At 65.3% G+C, this 16,190-nt stretch carries 13 protein-coding genes; 6 read left to right on the top strand and 7 right to left on the bottom strand.

The features are described from left to right. The first annotated feature begins 1 nt into the window (after position 1). Both ACVIGB_RS13910 and ACVIGB_RS13905 read left to right on the top strand, forming a co-directional pair. Positions 2 to 982, top strand: a complete 981-nt coding sequence (locus tag ACVIGB_RS13910; protein ID WP_456722275.1) for a tripartite tricarboxylate transporter substrate-binding protein — start codon at positions 2 to 4, stop codon at positions 980 to 982. An 81-nt stretch (positions 983 to 1,063) separates the two neighbouring features. Next, a complete protein-coding gene (locus tag ACVIGB_RS13905) occupies positions 1,064 to 1,669 on the top strand; it encodes an invasion associated locus B family protein (protein WP_456722276.1) in 606 nt (201 codons plus the stop codon). Between the two features lie 42 nt (positions 1,670 to 1,711). Here ACVIGB_RS13905 and ACVIGB_RS13900 read toward each other — a convergent pair whose 3' ends face one another. Beyond that, positions 1,712 to 2,641: a DMT family transporter gene (locus ACVIGB_RS13900; protein WP_456725180.1), complete on the bottom strand. Its 930-nt coding sequence runs from the start codon at positions 2,639 to 2,641 to the stop codon at positions 1,712 to 1,714. 139 nt (positions 2,642 to 2,780) lie between these two features. Then, complete coding sequence (locus tag ACVIGB_RS13895) at positions 2,781 to 3,155, bottom strand: winged helix-turn-helix transcriptional regulator (protein WP_229166542.1); 375 nt, start codon at positions 3,153 to 3,155, stop codon at positions 2,781 to 2,783. A 107-nt stretch (positions 3,156 to 3,262) separates the two neighbouring features. On the opposite strand from ACVIGB_RS13895, the gene ACVIGB_RS13890 reads away from it, so the two are divergent. Then, entirely contained in the window at positions 3,263 to 3,976 is a 714-nt protein-coding gene (locus tag ACVIGB_RS13890) for a glutathione S-transferase family protein (protein ID WP_456722277.1), read from the top strand. Positions 3,977 to 4,049: 73 nt separating this feature from the next. Here the strand turns inward: ACVIGB_RS13890 and ACVIGB_RS13885 are convergent, their stop codons facing one another. After that, on the bottom strand, positions 4,050 to 6,284 hold the full coding sequence (locus ACVIGB_RS13885) for an alkaline phosphatase family protein (RefSeq protein WP_456722278.1): 2,235 nt from the start codon (positions 6,282 to 6,284) through the stop codon (positions 4,050 to 4,052). A gap of 346 nt (positions 6,285 to 6,630) precedes the next feature. Next, complete coding sequence (locus tag ACVIGB_RS13880; RefSeq protein ID WP_092115310.1) at positions 6,631 to 7,122, bottom strand: PaaI family thioesterase; 492 nt, start codon at positions 7,120 to 7,122, stop codon at positions 6,631 to 6,633. Positions 7,123 to 7,308: 186 nt separating this feature from the next. Between ACVIGB_RS13880 and purL the strand changes: the two genes are divergently transcribed. Beyond that, positions 7,309 to 9,528 (top strand): phosphoribosylformylglycinamidine synthase subunit PurL, encoded by a 2,220-nt coding sequence (gene purL, locus ACVIGB_RS13875; protein ID WP_456722279.1) that lies wholly within the window; start codon positions 7,309 to 7,311, stop codon positions 9,526 to 9,528. 110 nt (positions 9,529 to 9,638) lie between these two features. Here purL and ACVIGB_RS13870 read toward each other — a convergent pair whose 3' ends face one another. Beyond that, positions 9,639 to 9,899, bottom strand: coding sequence for a GlsB/YeaQ/YmgE family stress response membrane protein (locus ACVIGB_RS13870; protein ID WP_092115308.1), 261 nt, complete (start codon positions 9,897 to 9,899; stop codon positions 9,639 to 9,641). A gap of 100 nt (positions 9,900 to 9,999) precedes the next feature. Continuing rightward, complete coding sequence (soxR, locus tag ACVIGB_RS13865; protein WP_456722280.1) at positions 10,000 to 10,476, bottom strand: redox-sensitive transcriptional activator SoxR; 477 nt, start codon at positions 10,474 to 10,476, stop codon at positions 10,000 to 10,002. 135 nt (positions 10,477 to 10,611) lie between these two features. Here soxR and ACVIGB_RS13860 point away from each other — a divergent pair, with 135 nt between their 5' ends. Then, positions 10,612 to 11,727: an efflux RND transporter periplasmic adaptor subunit gene (locus tag ACVIGB_RS13860; protein ID WP_456722281.1), complete on the top strand. Its 1,116-nt coding sequence runs from the start codon at positions 10,612 to 10,614 to the stop codon at positions 11,725 to 11,727. A gap of 31 nt (positions 11,728 to 11,758) precedes the next feature. Continuing rightward, positions 11,759 to 14,836, top strand: a complete 3,078-nt coding sequence (locus ACVIGB_RS13855) for an efflux RND transporter permease subunit (protein ID WP_456725181.1) — start codon at positions 11,759 to 11,761, stop codon at positions 14,834 to 14,836. On the opposite strand, the gene ACVIGB_RS13850 is transcribed toward ACVIGB_RS13855, so the two are convergent. Further along, the gene (locus tag ACVIGB_RS13850; protein WP_456722282.1) at positions 14,837 to 16,021 is read right to left on the bottom strand and encodes an acyltransferase family protein; all 1,185 of its coding nucleotides are present in this window, start codon (positions 16,019 to 16,021) and stop codon (positions 14,837 to 14,839) included. Positions 16,022 to 16,190 lie beyond the last annotated feature (169 nt).

Here is a 16,190-nt window from a genome sequence, read left to right as displayed (position 1 = left end):
CATGTTTGGAAGGTGCCTTGCCGTGGCGACAGCCGCGGTCCTGCTGCTTGCGACGGCGGCCAACGCCCAAGATACCTCGAAGCTGGACTTCCCGAAGCGTCCGATCACGATGATCGTGCCGTTCACGGCCGGCGGCACCTCGGATGTGATCGCCCGCGCAGTGGCCGACCAGATGAGCGCTGCGCTCGGCCAGACCATCATCATCGAGAATGTCGGCGGCGCCGGCGGCTCGACCGCGCTGACCCGCGCCGCGCGTGCCGAGCCGGACGGCTACACGATCGCGATCGGCAACGCCGGCACCAATGCCGCGACCTACACGATCTATCCAAAGCTGTCGTTCACGCCCGACTCCTTCGCGCCGATCGCCGTGGTCGCAAAGACGTTCGGCATCGTCGCGCTGCGCAAGGATTTTCCGGCCAAGGACCTCAAGGAATTCATCGACTACGCCAAGAAGAATCCGGGCAAGGTCAATCTCGGCCATGCCGGCGTCGGCTCGTCGAACTATTTGATCTGCAAGAGCTTCGTGCATGCCGCCGGGATCGACGTGCAGCTGGTCGGCTATCGTGGCGCGGCGCTCGCGCTGACGGACGCGATCGGCAGCCAGATCGACGGCGTCTGCGATGCGGCCGCGTCGGTGTCGCAGGCGATCGACGACAAACTGGTGAAGGCGGTCGTGGTCGGCTCGACCGTGCGACTCGCCTCGCTGCCGAACCTGCCGACCTCGGCCGAGGCCGGCCTAGCCGAGTTCGAGGCGCAGGGCTGGAACGGCCTGTTCGCGCCGAAGGGCACCCCGCCTGAGATCATCGCCAAGCTCAACGCCGCCGCGCGCACCGCGGTCGCGAGCGAGGCAGTGAAGAAGCGCTTCGTCGAGCTGTCGACCGTTGCGCCTGACGCCGATGAGCTCGCACCCGAAGTGCTGCAGCAACTCGTGACCCGCGACGTCGCGAAATACCGCGCGTTGCTGGCGGACGACAAGAAGTAGCGTTTCCGCGACGTGCAACGCCCTCATGCGGACACAGTCCGCGGCAAGCCTGAGTTCAGGTCTGCTCGGGGAGGGGCGGCTATGTGCCCTGTGGTGTTGCGCTGCTGCGCCAGCATGGCGCTTGCTTGGCTCGTAGCCGCACCGGTGGCGGCCGAACAGGCGAAATTACCTGCAATCACTTATACTCCCTGGACAAAGTTCTGCCTGGGCGACGCCTGCTTTGTCGGGCGAGAAGGTCGATCGAAGGTAGATGACGTAGACTGTGGACCGGTTGTCGCGGCTGCGCTCATCGCGCGCACCGGAGATTCCAGGAAGACGTTGCGCGTCACCCTGCCAATCCGGGTGAAGGTGGAACGTGGCGTTCGGATCATCATTGATCAGGGGCAAGCGATTGAGCGGCCCTACACGAACTGCTTTGCCAACGGTTGCATGGCCGATTACGACGCCGGAGCGGAATTGGTCGATCAGCTCAAGCAAGCGCACACACTTGCTCTGGAAGCCTTCGATACGGCCAATGCGCCGATCAGCTTGAGCGTACCGCTCGTCGAATTCGCTAGCGCCTACGATGGACCTGCAAAAGAGATGAAGGTCATTGAGGAGGTGCTTTCGGCGGAGGAAATGCAGGCGAAATCAGAGCGCGCAAAGCGCGCCGAGGAGGAACGCAAAGCGCGCTGCGAAGCGAGATAGGTGACCGCAAATCGCAGGTTTGTTGTACGCGACGAGCTGCAGCTACAGCCTTCGCAGCCAGCGCTTGACGGCCTCTGTCGGCACCGTCATCGCCGCGACGCCGGCCATCACCAGCAAGAGGCCGAGCGCCAGGTTCGACGGCACGGATTCCCCGAGCAGGATCACCGACAACGCGACGCCGATCGGAATCCGCAAGTAGCCTTGCGCGTTCGTGGTGAGCGTGCCGAGCCGCGTCAGGCACATGTAGAACAGCATCAGGCCGAACGCGCTCGAGAAGATGCCCATCACGACGGTGGCGACCAGCGCCTGCGGTGTCGGGTGCAGCGTCCAGGGATGGTCGACGATCAGGGCGACCGGCAGCAGCACCGTGCCGCCGAACAAGAGCGAGCCGGCGGCCACCACCATGGGGTCATAGTCGGAGAGACGAAGCCCGAAGATCGTGGCGCAGGCGAACGAGACAGTGGCGAGCAGGATCGCGATCTCGGCGACAATCTCCTTGCCGAAACCCGAGAGCGCGTCGAGGCCGATGATCGCGACGGTGCCGGCGAGACCGAGAATCGCGCCGACGAATTTGAGCGGCGAGGCCGGCTCGTGCCGCGTGATCGCCCAGGTGATCAGGAAGGCAAAGATCGGCGTCGTCGAGGCCAGCACCACGGTGTTGGATGCCGGCACGTAGAGCTGCGCCCAGGTGATCACCAGGAACGGGATCGTCGAGTTGATGGTCTGCTGGAAGGCGAACAGCTTCCACGCCTTGATGTCGGTCGGGATACGGATGCCGCGAATCCGCAGCACCACGATCAGGAAGGCGGCTGCGACCAGCGAGCGCGCCGAGATGAAGGTGACCGGTGGGATCGAGCCGAGCCCGATCTTGGTTAGTGGATAGGTCGAGCTCCAGCAGCAGGCCAGCGCCAGCAGCAGCGCATAGTCGCGCCAGCCGCGCGCACCCGGCGCGGTGGACAGGATCGGCGTCATCGCGGGAGCCGTCACGCCGCCCGTCTTAGCTGTGCACTGCGGCACCTTGATTGGCTCCCCCGCGCATTGTCGCGCATCAAAACTGATACTTCGGGAGCCTATCCGATGCCAGCGCAAGTTTGACGGCGCTTCGTGCCGTTCAATCCCGCGAGACGGTATTCGGAATGACCGGCTCGGCATCCACGGAACTGCACTGGGCTGCGGCACTCGACGTCGTTTCCCACCACTCGCCCAGCGCGTCGATCAGCGGCACGAGCCGGTGGCCGGCCGGCGTCAGCTGGTATTCGACGCGCAGCGGATACCCGTCGAATTCGGTGCGCTCGACGATGCCGGCGTCCTCGAGCTTGCGAAGCTCCAGGGTCAGCATCTTGTGCGAGATGGTCGGGTTGTCGCGTCGCAGGTCGCTGAAGCGCTTGGTGCCCTGCTTCAGATAATAGATCAGGAGCGTCGGCCAGCGGCCGCTCAGGATCTGCATCACTTCCTCGATCGGGCAGCGGGAGACGAGAGATTTCATGGCGGCTCGTGGTTACAAAAAGGTGCGTAATTTACTTCACGGATGTGGCGAATAGGGTCCGGCTCCGCTGCGCAGCGTGATCGTCAGACATCACCGGAGACCACATCATGGAACCTATCCTCATCTATGGCTTCCCGTTGGGAAGCTCCATGGGGCTCGTTGCAGCTCTCGAATGGCTGCGCAAGCCCTACCGCCTTTGCCGCGTCGACATGCTCGGCGAGATGCGCGATCCCTCCTATGCGCGGATCAATCCGCGGCATGAGACGCCGGCCTTCGTCACGGACCAGGGCAGGGTGCTCACCGAGAACGTGGCGATCGCAAGCTGGCTCGCGGCACGCGATACCGAGCGCCGCATCAGCTTCGAGCCGTTGTCGCCGCAGGCCGACCGGATGCGTCAGCTGATGGCCTTCGTGAACACCGGCTTCACCGCCGCGTTCAGTCCGCTATGGGCGGCGCTGGAGATGCAGACGCCGAATCCCGCGATGCAGTCCGCGCTGCGGCAGTGGGGGCGGGGCAATGTCGTGCAGCGGCACGACAGGCTCGAGCAACTGATCGGCGATACGCCGTTCCTGCTCGGCGATTACCCGACATTGGCGGATGGGCTGCTGATCGGTGTCGCACGCTGGCTCGAGTTCCACGCCGTCGCCGACCGCAATCGCTGGCCGAAACTGGCCGCACTTCGCGCGCGCCTGGAGGCCGATCCGGCCGTGATCTACGCGACGGCGCTGGAGAAGGGCGAGAGCAGCCCGGGGTCCGGCGCCTGCACCGGTCACGTCGCGCTCGCCGAGGTGATCGAGCGGTTCGGCACGCCGCACGCGTGATGATTCCGGGCCGTGATTGGAGAGGCGGTGGACGCCGGTCTGACGTCCACCGCACGGAATTTGCCGAAGGATCCTAGCGCAGGACCTCGCTCAGCACCTCGCCATCGACCTGGTGCGGTGTGGTGCCGAGGAGCCGCATGATGGTCGGCGCGACGTCGATATTGCGCATGTGCCGCACCACGGTGTCCCTTCGGATCTGCGGCCCCGCGGCGATGAACGTCGCGCTCATCACTGGAAGCTCCGGATCGTGACCGTGGGCACCATAGAAGTTCGGCATCGACAAGGCGGTGGTTGCCGCGTTGAACGGCGCGTCGCCCTGGCGCGCGACGCCGGGATTCTGCACGCCGTCGAAATTGTAGCCGGGCGCCATCAGCGCGAACACGTCGCCATAGTCCTGGCCGACGGTCTTGCTGGTGCACTGCCCGGTACCGGCGTCGCATTGCAGCGGCCGGGTCTCGACGACGGTGAAGATGCGCTGCTCCTTGAGCGAGTAGTTGAAGCGCGCATTGGGATCGACCGCGTTCTTCACCGCATCGGTGATCTGCGCCACCAGGCTACGGTAGGTCGCCAGATCGACGGTGCCGCCGAGCTCGCGGTTCTGCAGGTTGACGTAGATGTCGGCGGCCGGGCCGGAGGTGCGGATCCCGACCTTGCTGGTGTCGATGCCGGCGTTGCGGAGGATGTTGGTGAGGTTGACCGAGGTGTGGAACGGCGCGAAGCCGTGGTCCGACACCACGACGACGTTGCTGTCGCGGCCCGCCGCGTCGGCAATCTGCTTCACCGCCCTGTCGGCCGTCTGGTAGGCGAAGCGGATGTAGGAGCCGTAGCGCTTGACCTTGGCGGGATCCTGGTTGGCGCCGATCGAATTCGGGTCGGTCGGGTTGGTGCCCTGGCGCGGATCGGTGAGCAGGAACTGGTGCTCGGAGCCGTCGGGCTGTTCGATATAGACCATGACGAGGTCGGCGTCCGGATGGGTCTTGATCGCGTGCTCGCCGATATTGGCCTGGTAGCGCACGAAGGTCTTCACCATGTCCTCGTACATCGTCTCGATCTCGACGTCGGGGAAATTGGTGAAGCCCGGGCTGAGGCGCTCCGGAATGCGGAAGTCGGCCTGCGGACGCCAGAACCCGATATTGTTGTTGATGTCGTCGACATCGGCCAGCACGGGAGTGTTGCGCGGGATGAAGTTGGCGCCGTAGCGGGCGAAGCGCACCACCGAGAGGTCCGGCGACAGCGCCGAGACGAAGTAGGCGGCGCCGACCTTCGCGCCGCTGCCTTCGAAGAAGAACGGTGCGTTCTCGCCGCCGAACTTGACGTAGGCCGGCCCGGTCGATGGTGCGTGGAACGGTCCTGCGGTGATGCCGCTGTTCGCATCGAAGAACACCAACGTGTCGTAGTTCACCTTGCGATCATTGGTGGTGTCGATGGCGGCGACGCGGATCGAATATTTGACGTCGAGCGTCGAGGCATTGGTGCAGGTCGCGGTCGCCGCCGCGGAACATGAGAACGTCTCGATCGGCGCCGAGGTCACCAGCACCGGGCTGAACGAGAAATGGCCGGCAGCCTGCAGCGCCGCCACGATGCCCGGATCGGTCGTGAAGTCGCTGCGCGACAGCGTGAAGCCCTGGGCACCGATGCCGCCGAACGCGCCGAACGGCACCGTGAAGTCGGTCACGCGGGTGGGCTGGGCCGGCTGCACCACGGTCTTGTTGATCGAGATGTCGGCGCCGTCGCCGCCGGGCCACGTCGCGGTGATGACCTTCTTGCCCTGCTGGCGCAGTTGCACCCAAAGGGGCTGTGCCGTCGGGTGCGCCGACGGCCCGAGCGGGCTTTCGTTGTAGCCGCCGATCGGCGCGGCGAAGCCGCTGATGCTGCTGGAGATCGGGCCGACGATCGGCTCGAACGTGTTGGAGGGGATGTCGTTATGGACCGCCGTCGAACCGGTCGCGATCGCAATGTGCGAGACCGCGGTGAGCGACGGTGACGCCGTCACGTTCTGCAGCGCCACTGCGCCGCGCCGGCTGAGCCGGGCGAGGCCGCCGTCGCGCGGCAGCACGCCTTCCTCGATGAACTTCTGGATGAAATCGGGCTTGGCACCATCGAGCGAGATCATCACCACGCGCGGCTTGCGGCCATGATGGTCGCCGTCATGGTCCTGATCCTGATCGTGATCGTGACCGCGGGACTCGCCGACGCCGCGATCGCCATTGTCGCCGTCCTGGCCGGCGCACGCCGGAGTTGCAACGCACGCCAGCGATGCGACAAGCGACATCACCGACGTGACGGACACAAACGTCTTCAATTTCATGAGAATGCCCCAACCTCGCTGCGCGAATGCACAAACAGAAACCGTTCAGCAATCTTCGGGGGCTTGGCTGACGTGCATGTGACGCGCGCGCGACGAGGCAACGACAGTATGTCGTCGTGTCACAGCCGGCGTGTGCATGGCTTCACGCAAGGAACGCGCGTGAACACAACGCGCTAGCGCGGTGCCTTCGATTCAACCCGCGGCGATGTAACGGCTGGATGACGGCGGGTGTCCACAGGCGCGAAGCGTTTTCGCGCGAAGTGGGTAGCGGTTCGCGCGAAGAAAACGCGTCGAAGAAAAATCCGAAGCCCGTTCCGATTCAATCGGAACGGCCTCCTAGCGCGCTTTACGCTGTCGTCGCCGCCGGCGCCTTGCGCTTCGTCCGCTTGATGGTGCCGGAGAAGCTGAACAGCGGCCGCTCGGCCGATGTCAGCATGCCGCGCACGAAGATTAGCGATCCGCCGGCGCGGGTGACCTCGCCGGTGCATTCGATCAAGGCACCCTCGCGGGCCGCATCGAGGAATTCCGAGGCGAACGAGACCGTGACCCCGGGGCCCTGGAGCACCGGGGAGGCGAGCGCGAACAGGCAGTAATCCGCGAAGGTCATGAGGCAGCCGCCATGGACGTTGCCGGAGCCGTTGAGGTGCTTCGGGCCGACCCGAAATGCGCAGGCGATGCGGCCGTTCTCGTCCATGCGGTGGTAGAAGGGGCCGGTATGAGTCTCGAAACTGTCCCGGGTCCAGGTTCGCCAGCCGGCGAATTCGCCTTCGGTCTCGACGTGCAGGTCGGGGCGGCGGTTGAATGCCGTAGTGAGTGCGGTCTTGGCGAGCTCGTTCACGAAATCTGGCCTTCAATTATCGGGTTCGGGACCTTAAATCCGATCCATCCCCATTGTGCAAATCCGAGGTGCAATTCCGGGCTGCAAATCCCGGGCCGCGCCAAACCGCCGCAAAGCTCTGGACAGGCCGGAAATGGGCCGTAAAAGGCCTTTTCGCCCCCGTTCGATCTACCTATTAAGGGTCCCATGACCGCGCCCAAGAACGAACCCAAGATCACCCCCGAACTGGTCGCCGGCCACGGGCTGAAGCCGGACGAGTATGAGCGCATCCTGAAGCTGATCGGGCGGGTTCCGACCTTCACCGAGCTCGGCATCTTCTCGGCGATGTGGAACGAGCATTGCTCGTACAAGTCGTCGCGCATCCATCTGCGCGGGCTGCCCACCAAAGCCCCCTGGGTGATCCAGGGCCCCGGCGAGAATGCCGGCGTGATCGATATCGGCGACGGCCAGGCCGTGGTCTTCAAGATGGAGAGCCACAACCACCCGAGCTACATCGAGCCCTACCAGGGCGCGACCACCGGCGTTGGCGGCATCCTGCGCGACGTCTTCACCATGGGCGCCCGCCCGATCGCCTGCCTGAACGCGCTGAGCTTCGGCGCACCGGAGCACCCCAAGACCCGGCATCTGGTGTCCGGCGTGGTCGCGGGCGTCGGCGGCTACGGCAATTCGTTCGGCGTGCCGACGGTCGGCGGCCAGGTGCGCTTCCACACCCGTTATGACGGCAACATCCTGGTCAACGCGATGGCGGTCGGCCTCGCCGGCGCCGACAAGATCTTCTACGCGGCGGCCTCCGGCGTGAACATGCCGATCGTCTATCTCGGCTCCAAGACCGGCCGCGACGGTATCCACGGCGCCTCGATGGCCTCGGCCGAATTCGACGACGCCTCCGAGGAGAAGCGCCCGACCGTGCAGGTCGGCGATCCCTTCGCCGAGAAGCTTTTGCTGGAAGCCTGCCTCGAGATCATGGCGGCCGATTGCGTGGTCGCAATCCAGGACATGGGCGCGGCCGGCCTGACCTGCTCGGCGGTCGAGATGGGCGCCAAGGGCGATCTCGGCGTCGACCTCGATCTCGATGCGGTGCCGACCCGCGAGACCGGCATGAGCGCCTACGAGATGATGCTCTCGGAGAGCCAGGAGCGCATGCTCATGGTGCTCAAGCCCGAGAAGGAGAAAGAGGCCGAAGCGATCTTCCGCAAATGGGGGCTCGATTTCGCCATCGTGGGCTACACCACGCCGAGCAAGCGCTTCGTCGTCAAGCATGGCGGCGACGTGATGGCCGATCTGCCGATCAAGGAGCTCGGCGACGAGGCGCCGGTCTATGACCGTCCGCACGTCGCCTCCAATGCGCTGCCGGTGATCCGCGGGCAGGACGTCAAGCCGCCGCTCGGCCTCGCAGAGGCGCTGACCAAGCTGATCGGCACGCCCGAATTGTGCTCGAAGCGCTGGGTCTGGGAACAGTACGACCACGTCATCCTGGGCAATACCATGCAGCGTCCCGGCGGCGATGCCGCGGTGGTCCGCGTCGAGGACGGGCCGAAGGGGCTTGCGCTCACCGTCGACGTCACGCCGCGCTATTGCGAGGCCGATCCGTTCGACGGCGGCAAGCAGGCGGTCGCGGAAGCCTGGCGTAATATCACCGCGGTCGGCGGCCGGCCGCTCGCGATCACCGATAATCTCAACTTCGGCAATCCGGAGCGGCCCGAGATCATGGGCCAGTTCGTCGGCTGCCTGAAGGGCATTTCGGAAGCCTGCCGCGCGCTGGACTTCCCGGTCGTGTCCGGCAACGTCTCGCTCTACAACGAGACCAACGGCCGCGGCATCCTGCCGACACCCTCGATTGGCGGCGTCGGCCTGCTCGATGACTTCACCAAGTCCGCGACCCTGGCCTTCAAGGCGGCCGGCGAGGCGATCCTGCTGGTCGGCGACACCCAAGGCTGGCTCGGCCAGTCGGTCTACCTGCGCGATGTCTGCGGCCGCGAGGAGGGCGCTCCGCCGCCGGTCGATCTCGCCACCGAGAAGCGCAACGGCGACGTGGTGCGCGGCATGATCCACGCCGGCACCGCGACCGCGGTGCATGACGTCTCCGACGGCGGGCTCCTGATCGCGCTCGCCGAGATGGCGATCGCAAGCGGCATCGGCGCGCAGCTGTTGGCGGCGCCGTCCTCGATCGTGCCGCATGCCTACTGGTTCGGCGAGGATCAGGCCCGCTACATCGTCACCGTGACTGCGGCCGACGCAGGCCTCGTGCTGGCCAAGATGAAGGGCGCCGGCGTGCCGTGCGCACGCATCGGTACCACCGGCGGCGAGGCGATTGCGGTCGCCGGCGAGCCGCCTGTGACGATCGAAAGCCTGTCCCGCGCCTTCGAGCACTGGCTGCCGAACTACATGCACAACACCGCCGCCTGATCCGGCAGGATCAGGTGCTGCAACGCCGAGCGAACAAGATCTGAATAGCGCGATGAACCCATCATCGCGCTATTGCCTTATGTCCAGGCGCGATCCCTTCGGATCAAGCGCTAGGTAGCGCCGCGGATCGCGCGCCACGCAAAGATGATGATGCAGGCGCCGATGAAGCCGGCGACGAGAAAGCCGATCCATCCGCCGCCGAGCGACACGCCGAGCAGACCCAATAGCCAGTTCGCCAGCGTGGCGCCGACGATGCCCAGGATGATATTCATGAAGATGCCGGTTCCGGTCTTCATGAACATCTCGGCGAGCCAGCCGGCCAATCCGCCGACGATGATAGCGGCGATCCATCCAACTTGAGGGTCGTTCATCTCAGGACTCCCTAGGGTCAGCAGTCCGGCCAGCATAGCCGAGAATCACATGGCCACATGTGACCAATGGCAGGTTGTGCGCAACTTGTTGGCGACGGGCTCAACCTTGCCGTCCCCGGCGCTGCCGGCGTTCGGCCGCCGTGATCAGGATGCGCGGGCCCGGGCCCTGGGTGCCGAGCCTGTCATCGCCGTTGCGCAGCGGGCAATCGGTGACGGACAGGCAGCCGCAGCCGATGCAACTGAACAGCTTGTCGCGGAGGTCGGTGAGATCGCTGATGCGCTGCTGCAGTGCCTCGGTCCAGGCGCGCATCGCGCGCTCCCACTCGCGCATCGTCGGGGCGCGATCGAGCGGTATCGCGGCGAAGGTCTGCCTGATCTCTTCCAGCGGAATCCCGGCGCGCTGCGCGATCCGGATCACCGCGATGCGCCGCAACACGCCGCGCATGTAGCGGCGCTGGTTGCCGCTGGTGCGCCGGCTCGCGATCAGCCCCTTGCTCTCGTAGAAGTGAAGGGTGGAGACGGCGAGGCCGCTGCGCCGCGCCACTTCGCCGACTGAAAGCTCCTGTGCAAGCGCCATGGATCGGAAATCCCGGATTAGAAGTCCTGCAAACTGTCAGCCTTGACCTCAACCATACTTGAGGTTCTATACCAGTTGCGGGCTTGCAGGAGCAAGCTTCCGGCCGAGACGCCGGGGTTCGTTCTTGGAAGCGAAATGCCGTCCGCATCATCCTCGTCGCGCCGCTGGCTCGGGCTTCGCGCCAAGCCGTTGGGCATCACCCTTGTCTTGCTGATCTGTGCCGCGGCCGCGTTGTTCGCCTGGCGTGCCGGCGGCTCCAGTGCGTCCGCCAAGGCCACGACTGAGGCCCCGCCCACGCCGGTGGCGGCCATGGTGGTGCGGACCGAAACCTTGCCGCGCTCGATCGAGGCGATCGGTTCGTTGCAGGCGGTGCGGCAGGTGATTCTGGCGCCCGAAGTTGCCGGCCGCGTCACCGCGATCAATTTCGATGCCGGTACCGATGTCGCCGAGGGCGCAGCGCTGGTGCAGCTCTATGACGCGCCGCTGCGTGCCTCGCGCGCGGTTGCGGTTTCCAAGGGACGCTTTGCGCAATTGCAGGAGAAGCGTTCGCAGGGGCTCGCGCCCTCCGGCTTCGTGACCCAGGAGACGCTGCAGCAGCGGCAGGAAGACCTGAAGCAGGCCGACGCCTCGGTCGAGCAACTCGACGCGCAGATCGCGCAGACAACGATCCGCGCGCCGTTCGCGGGCCAGATCGGCCTGCGCAAGGTCAATCTCGGTCAATACGTCAATGCCGGCGATGCGCTCGCCACGCTGACCGCGCTCGACCAGCTCTATGCCAATTTCACCGTTCCGCAGCAGCGCCTGTCAAATCTGAAGGTGGGAGGCACGGTGACGATCCGTACCGATGCTTTCCCCGATCGGGTGTTCGAGGCCAAGATCAACGCCATCGAACCGCAGGTCGCCGAGGACACCCGCAATGTCCTCGTGCAGGCTTTATTCAGCAATCCCGACCGGCTGCTGCGGCCTGGGCTCTTCGTGATGGTGAACGTCGTGCTGCCGCCACAGCTCGATGCCATCGTGGTGCCCGTCACCGCGATCCAGACCAGCGCGTCCGGCGAGAGCGTGCTCGTGGTGCGCGACAACAAGGCGATCGGCGTCGCCGTCAGGACCGGGCAGCGCATCGGCGACCGCGTCGTGGTGGAGCACGGGCTTTCGCCGGGCGATCACATCGTAACCGCGGGCCAGCTTCGCGTCATGCCGGGTGCTGCCGTCCAGATGACCATGGCGGAGACGCCGGAGAAAGGGCGCTAACCCGCGAGGGGCAGTGTCCGGGGCAAGCATCATGCATTTCACCGACATCTTCATCCGCCGGCCGATTCTTGCGACGGTCGTCAGCCTGCTGATCCTCTTGATCGGCACCGCCGCGATGGTCTCGCTGCCAGTGCGGCAATATCCCAGCATGGAGAGCGCCACCATCCAGGTCGACGTGTCGTTTCCCGGCGCGACCCAGGACGTCATGCAGGGCTTCGTCACCTCGGTGATCGCGCAATCGATAGCGACCGCCAACGGCATCGAATACATGACCTCGAACTCGACGCTGGGTCTCAGCCAGATCAAGGCCAAGCTGGTGCTCAACGCCAATGCCGACCGCGCCATGACCGAAGTGCTCGCCAAGGTGCAGCAGGTCAAGTACCGCATGCCAGCCGGCGTGTTCGACCCCGTCATCACCAAGATCACCGATGGCGCGTCGGGGGTGCAGTACATCGCCTTCACCAGCGATACGCTGACGCCCGCGCAGATCACCGACTTCGCCACCCGCGTGGCGCAGCCGCTGCTGACCTCGGTGCCCGGCGTCGCCTCGGCCGACACGTCAGGCGGATCGTCGCTGGCGATGCGGGTGTGGATCGATCCGTTCAAGCTCGCGGCGCGCGGCCTGACAGCGGCCGATATCGCCGCTGCGCTGCGCTCCAACAACGTGCAGGCGGCGCCCGGACGGCTGCGCGGCGAGATGACCGTGACCAACATCACCGCGGCGACTGACCTTCGCAATCTCGACGATTTCCGCAAGATGGTGATCAAGACCGCCGGCGGCGGCGGCCTGGTGCGGCTCGGCGACGTCGCCACCCTCGAGATCGGCGGCGAGAACTACGATTCCAATGCGCGCGACAGCGGCAGGCCCACCGTCTATATCGCGGTGCAGCCGACGCCCGACGGCAACCCGCTGGAGATCGTCGCCGCCACCGCCAAGGTGATCGAGGACCTCAACCGCGTGGCGCCGCCCGGATTGCAGGTCGCGGACGTCTTCAACATCGTGCACTTCGTCAAGGCCTCGATATCAGAGGTGCAGCACGCGCTGGCCGAGGCGATCGCGATCGTCGTGGTGGTGATCCTGCTGTTCCTCGGATCGTTCCGCTCGGTGCTGATCCCGGTCGTCACCGTGCCGCTGTCGCTGGTCGGCACTGCTGCGATGATGTTGGCGCTCGGTTTCTCCGTCAATCTGTTGACGTTGCTCGCGATGGTGCTGGCGATCGGGCTCGTGGTCGACGACGCGATTGTCGTCGTCGAGAATATCCATCGCCACATCGAGGAGGGCCTGAGCCCGGGCGATGCGGCCCTGATCGGCGCGCGCGAGATCATCGGCCCCGTGATCGCGATGACGATCACGCTGGCCGCGGTCTATGCGCCGATCGGCCTGATGGGTGGCCTGACCGGCAGCCTGTTCCGCGAATTCGCGTTCACGCTGGCAGGCTCGGTGGTGGTCTCGGGCGTCATCGCGCTGACCCTGTCGCCGATGATGAGCGCGCAGCTGCTGGGCGAGGCGACCTCGCACGGACGGTTCGCCGGCTTCGTCGAGCATCAATTCTCGAAGCTGTCGCGCGGCTACAGCCGGCTGTTGGCCGCCACGCTGAAGATGCGCGTCGCGGTGCTCGTGGTCGCGGTCAGCGTGCTGGCGGCGATCGTGGTGCTGTTTCTCGGCAGCCAGCGCGAGCTCGCGCCGTCCGAGGACCAGGGCTATGTGTTCACCGTGCTCCGGGCGCCGCAATATGCCAGCGTCGACTACACCACGCGCTACACCGACCAGGTCGAGCAGCTGTTTCGCTCGCTCCCGGAGTATCATGCGAGCTGGGTCATCAACGGCACCGACGGCCAAAACCACGCTTTCGGCGGCATTACGCTGACCGACTGGGACAAGCGCAAGCGCTCGGCGAACGACATCCAGAACCAGCTCTACGGCATGTCCTATGGCGTGCTCGGCGCCAGCGTGACGCCGTTCCAGCCGGCCGCGCTGCCGGCGGCGACCGGCGGTCTGCCGTTCCAGATGGTGGTGCGCTCGGCCGGCGATTTCTCAACCATCTATCTGGAGGTCGAGACGCTGAAGCAGGCGGCCTGGAAGAGCGGGCTGTTCGTCTTCGTCGACAGTGATCTTGCGTTCGATAGTCCGACCGCGCGGATCACCATCGATCACGCCAAGGCGGCCGAGGCCGGCGTCAGCATGCAGACCATCGCCGACACGCTCGCAGTGCTGGTCGGCGAGAACTACGTCAACCGCTTCAATTTCTTTGAACGTTCCTACGAGGTGATCCCGCAGGTGCGCCAGGCCGACCGGGTCACGCCGGAAAATCTCGGAAGCTTCAATGTCCGTTCGAGCTCGGGGCAAATGTTCCCGCTGTCGACGGTGATCAAGGTCAACGTCAAGCCCGAACCCAACCGGCTGCCGCAGTTCAACCAGATGAACGCGGCGACGATCTCGGCTGTGCTGAAGCCCGGCGTCACCATGGGGCAGGCGGTGGCGTTCATGCAGGCGCAAAAGCTGTCGCCGGGCATGACGGTCGACTGGCTATCGGACAGCAGGCAATATGTTCAGGAGGATAACCGCCTGATCGTCACCTTCGGCATGGCGCTGATCGTGATCTTCCTGGTGCTGGCAGCGCAGTTCGAAAGCTTCCGCGATCCGCTCGTCATCATGGTAACGGTGCCGCTCGCGGTCTGCGGCGCGCTGCTGCCGCTGTATTTCGGCTTCACCACGCTGAACATCTACACCCAGATCGGCCTCGTCACCCTGATCGGGCTGATCTCCAAGCACGGCATCCTGATGGTGAGTTTCGCCAACGAGATCCAGCACCACGAAGGGCTCGACCGCGTCGCCGCGATCCAGAAGGCGGCCGCGGTACGCATGCGTCCGGTGCTGATGACGACCGCCGCGATGGTCGCGGGCCTTGCGCCGCTGCTCTATGCCGACGGCGCCGGCGCGGCCAGCCGCTTTGCCATCGGCATCGTCGTGGTGATGGGCATGCTGATCGGCACGCTGTTCACGCTGTTCGTGCTGCCGACCTTCTACATCCTGATCGCCCGCGATCATCGCGCCGCGGCCGCCCCGCGGCTGGAAAGCGTGGCGGTGAGGGACGAGATCGCTGCATAGCTAAAGCACGTATTTCGATCCGGGAATCTTGCGCAGCACCGCGGTGGCGGCCCAGCTCAGCGCAATGGTGGCGAAGAACGCGATCGCGGCCTTGGCGATCGCCGGCAATTCCATATCGAACAGCCAGTATTGCAGCCACAGCACGATCGGATAGTGCACCAGGAACATGCCGTAGGCGTCGCCCTGCATGCGGTCGAGCAGCGTCGGTCCCTGCGCCTTCGATTGCAGGAAGTAGGCCAGGATCGCAAACAGGATCGAGGCGCTGAACAGCACGTAGAAGGTGCCGTAGGACGCGAGATACCAGCCCGGCAGCGGGTCGGGGTTACCGATGACCCCGCGCTTGATGTAGATCATCACCCACATCAGACAGTAGGGGATCAGCGTGATGCCGGTCCAGAACCAGCGCCGCTCGGTCAGCCGTCCGTGCGCGCTGAGCAGGCCGCCCTCGAGGTTTGCCGCTCCGATTCCTGCACCGATGAAGAAGTAGGACGCATACAACAGCACCCGGCTCGCCTGCACCGAGAACGGTCCGAGCTCGAACCAGTAGTTCTGGCCGTAATAGACCAGCATCGGCAAATAGAAGACGGCACTGACGACGACGAGGAACAGCCAGAACTTCGAGGGACGTTCAAATCCCTTGATCGACAGGCGGTTGATCGGCTCGAGCAGGCGCGACGACACCCGGTACAGCACGCTCGCCGTGACGTCGAAGGTCATCAAGACCCAGACGAACCAGATCGGGCCGCTCGGCCACGGCCCGAAAATCATGGTCTTCCACCAGAATTCGGAGAAAGTCAGCTCCGGCGTCGCACGCAGCGCGATCGCGTAATAGGCGATCGGAATCACGGTGAACGCGCAGATCACGAAGGGCAGGCCGAGCCGCAGCAGCCGGTCGCGCAGGAAGATCAGCCACGGCTTGTGGCCGAGTCCGGGCCAGACGAACAGCCCCGACAGGAAGAAGAACATCGCCATGAAGAAGCTGTCGGTGGCGAGCACCACGCAGTCGAAGCCGATCCAGGATGTCGGGTCGGTGTGTCCGAAATGGGTGTAGGGGATCACCGCATGATGCAGCAGCACGACCAGCGTCAGGAAGGTACGTGCACGGTCCAGGGCGACGTTGCGCTTGTGGAGCTTCGGTGCTGCCTGGACGTCGACGGCCGGAGCCGCGTGAGCAATCGATTTCATGGTGCCCCCAGCCGGGTCTGCAGCCGGATGTTGCAATCGGGAACCCGATTCAGCAAGGCCTAATCGTCCCGATTCCGTGGTGTCGAGGTCGGTCATTTCAGTGGATCTGTTTCGTTCTGGAACCGGGGTCGGTGGCGGGCGTTGTCGGACGGACGTGCTGCGCGCGCGG

It is taken from the genome of Bradyrhizobium sp. USDA 4341 (genome assembly GCF_054063755.1).
This window is presented reverse-complemented; position numbering and strand designations above follow the sequence as displayed.

Excerpts from the sequence above, each read along its gene's own strand:
- ACVIGB_RS13900 (WP_456725180.1), bottom strand. The coding sequence starts at position 2,641 with ATGACGCCGATCCTGTCCACCGCGCCGGGTGCGCGCGGCTGGCGCGAC.
- ACVIGB_RS13895 (WP_229166542.1), bottom strand. The coding sequence starts at position 3,155 with ATGAAATCTCTCGTCTCCCGCTGCCCGATCGAGGAAGTGATGCAGATC.
- ACVIGB_RS13910 (WP_456722275.1), top strand. The coding sequence starts at position 2 with ATGTTTGGAAGGTGCCTTGCCGTGGCGACAGCCGCGGTCCTGCTGCTT.
- ACVIGB_RS13855 (WP_456725181.1), top strand. The coding sequence starts at position 11,759 with ATGCATTTCACCGACATCTTCATCCGCCGGCCGATTCTTGCGACGGTC.
- ACVIGB_RS13860 (WP_456722281.1), top strand. The coding sequence starts at position 10,612 with ATGCCGTCCGCATCATCCTCGTCGCGCCGCTGGCTCGGGCTTCGCGCC.
- purL (WP_456722279.1), top strand. The coding sequence starts at position 7,309 with ATGACCGCGCCCAAGAACGAACCCAAGATCACCCCCGAACTGGTCGCC.
- ACVIGB_RS13870 (WP_092115308.1), bottom strand. The coding sequence starts at position 9,899 with ATGAACGACCCTCAAGTTGGATGGATCGCCGCTATCATCGTCGGCGGA.
- ACVIGB_RS13905 (WP_456722276.1), top strand. The coding sequence starts at position 1,064 with ATGTGCCCTGTGGTGTTGCGCTGCTGCGCCAGCATGGCGCTTGCTTGG.
- ACVIGB_RS13885 (WP_456722278.1), bottom strand. The coding sequence starts at position 6,284 with ATGAAATTGAAGACGTTTGTGTCCGTCACGTCGGTGATGTCGCTTGTC.
- soxR (WP_456722280.1), bottom strand. The coding sequence starts at position 10,476 with ATGGCGCTTGCACAGGAGCTTTCAGTCGGCGAAGTGGCGCGGCGCAGC.
- ACVIGB_RS13890 (WP_456722277.1), top strand. The coding sequence starts at position 3,263 with ATGGAACCTATCCTCATCTATGGCTTCCCGTTGGGAAGCTCCATGGGG.
- ACVIGB_RS13850 (WP_456722282.1), bottom strand. The coding sequence starts at position 16,021 with ATGAAATCGATTGCTCACGCGGCTCCGGCCGTCGACGTCCAGGCAGCA.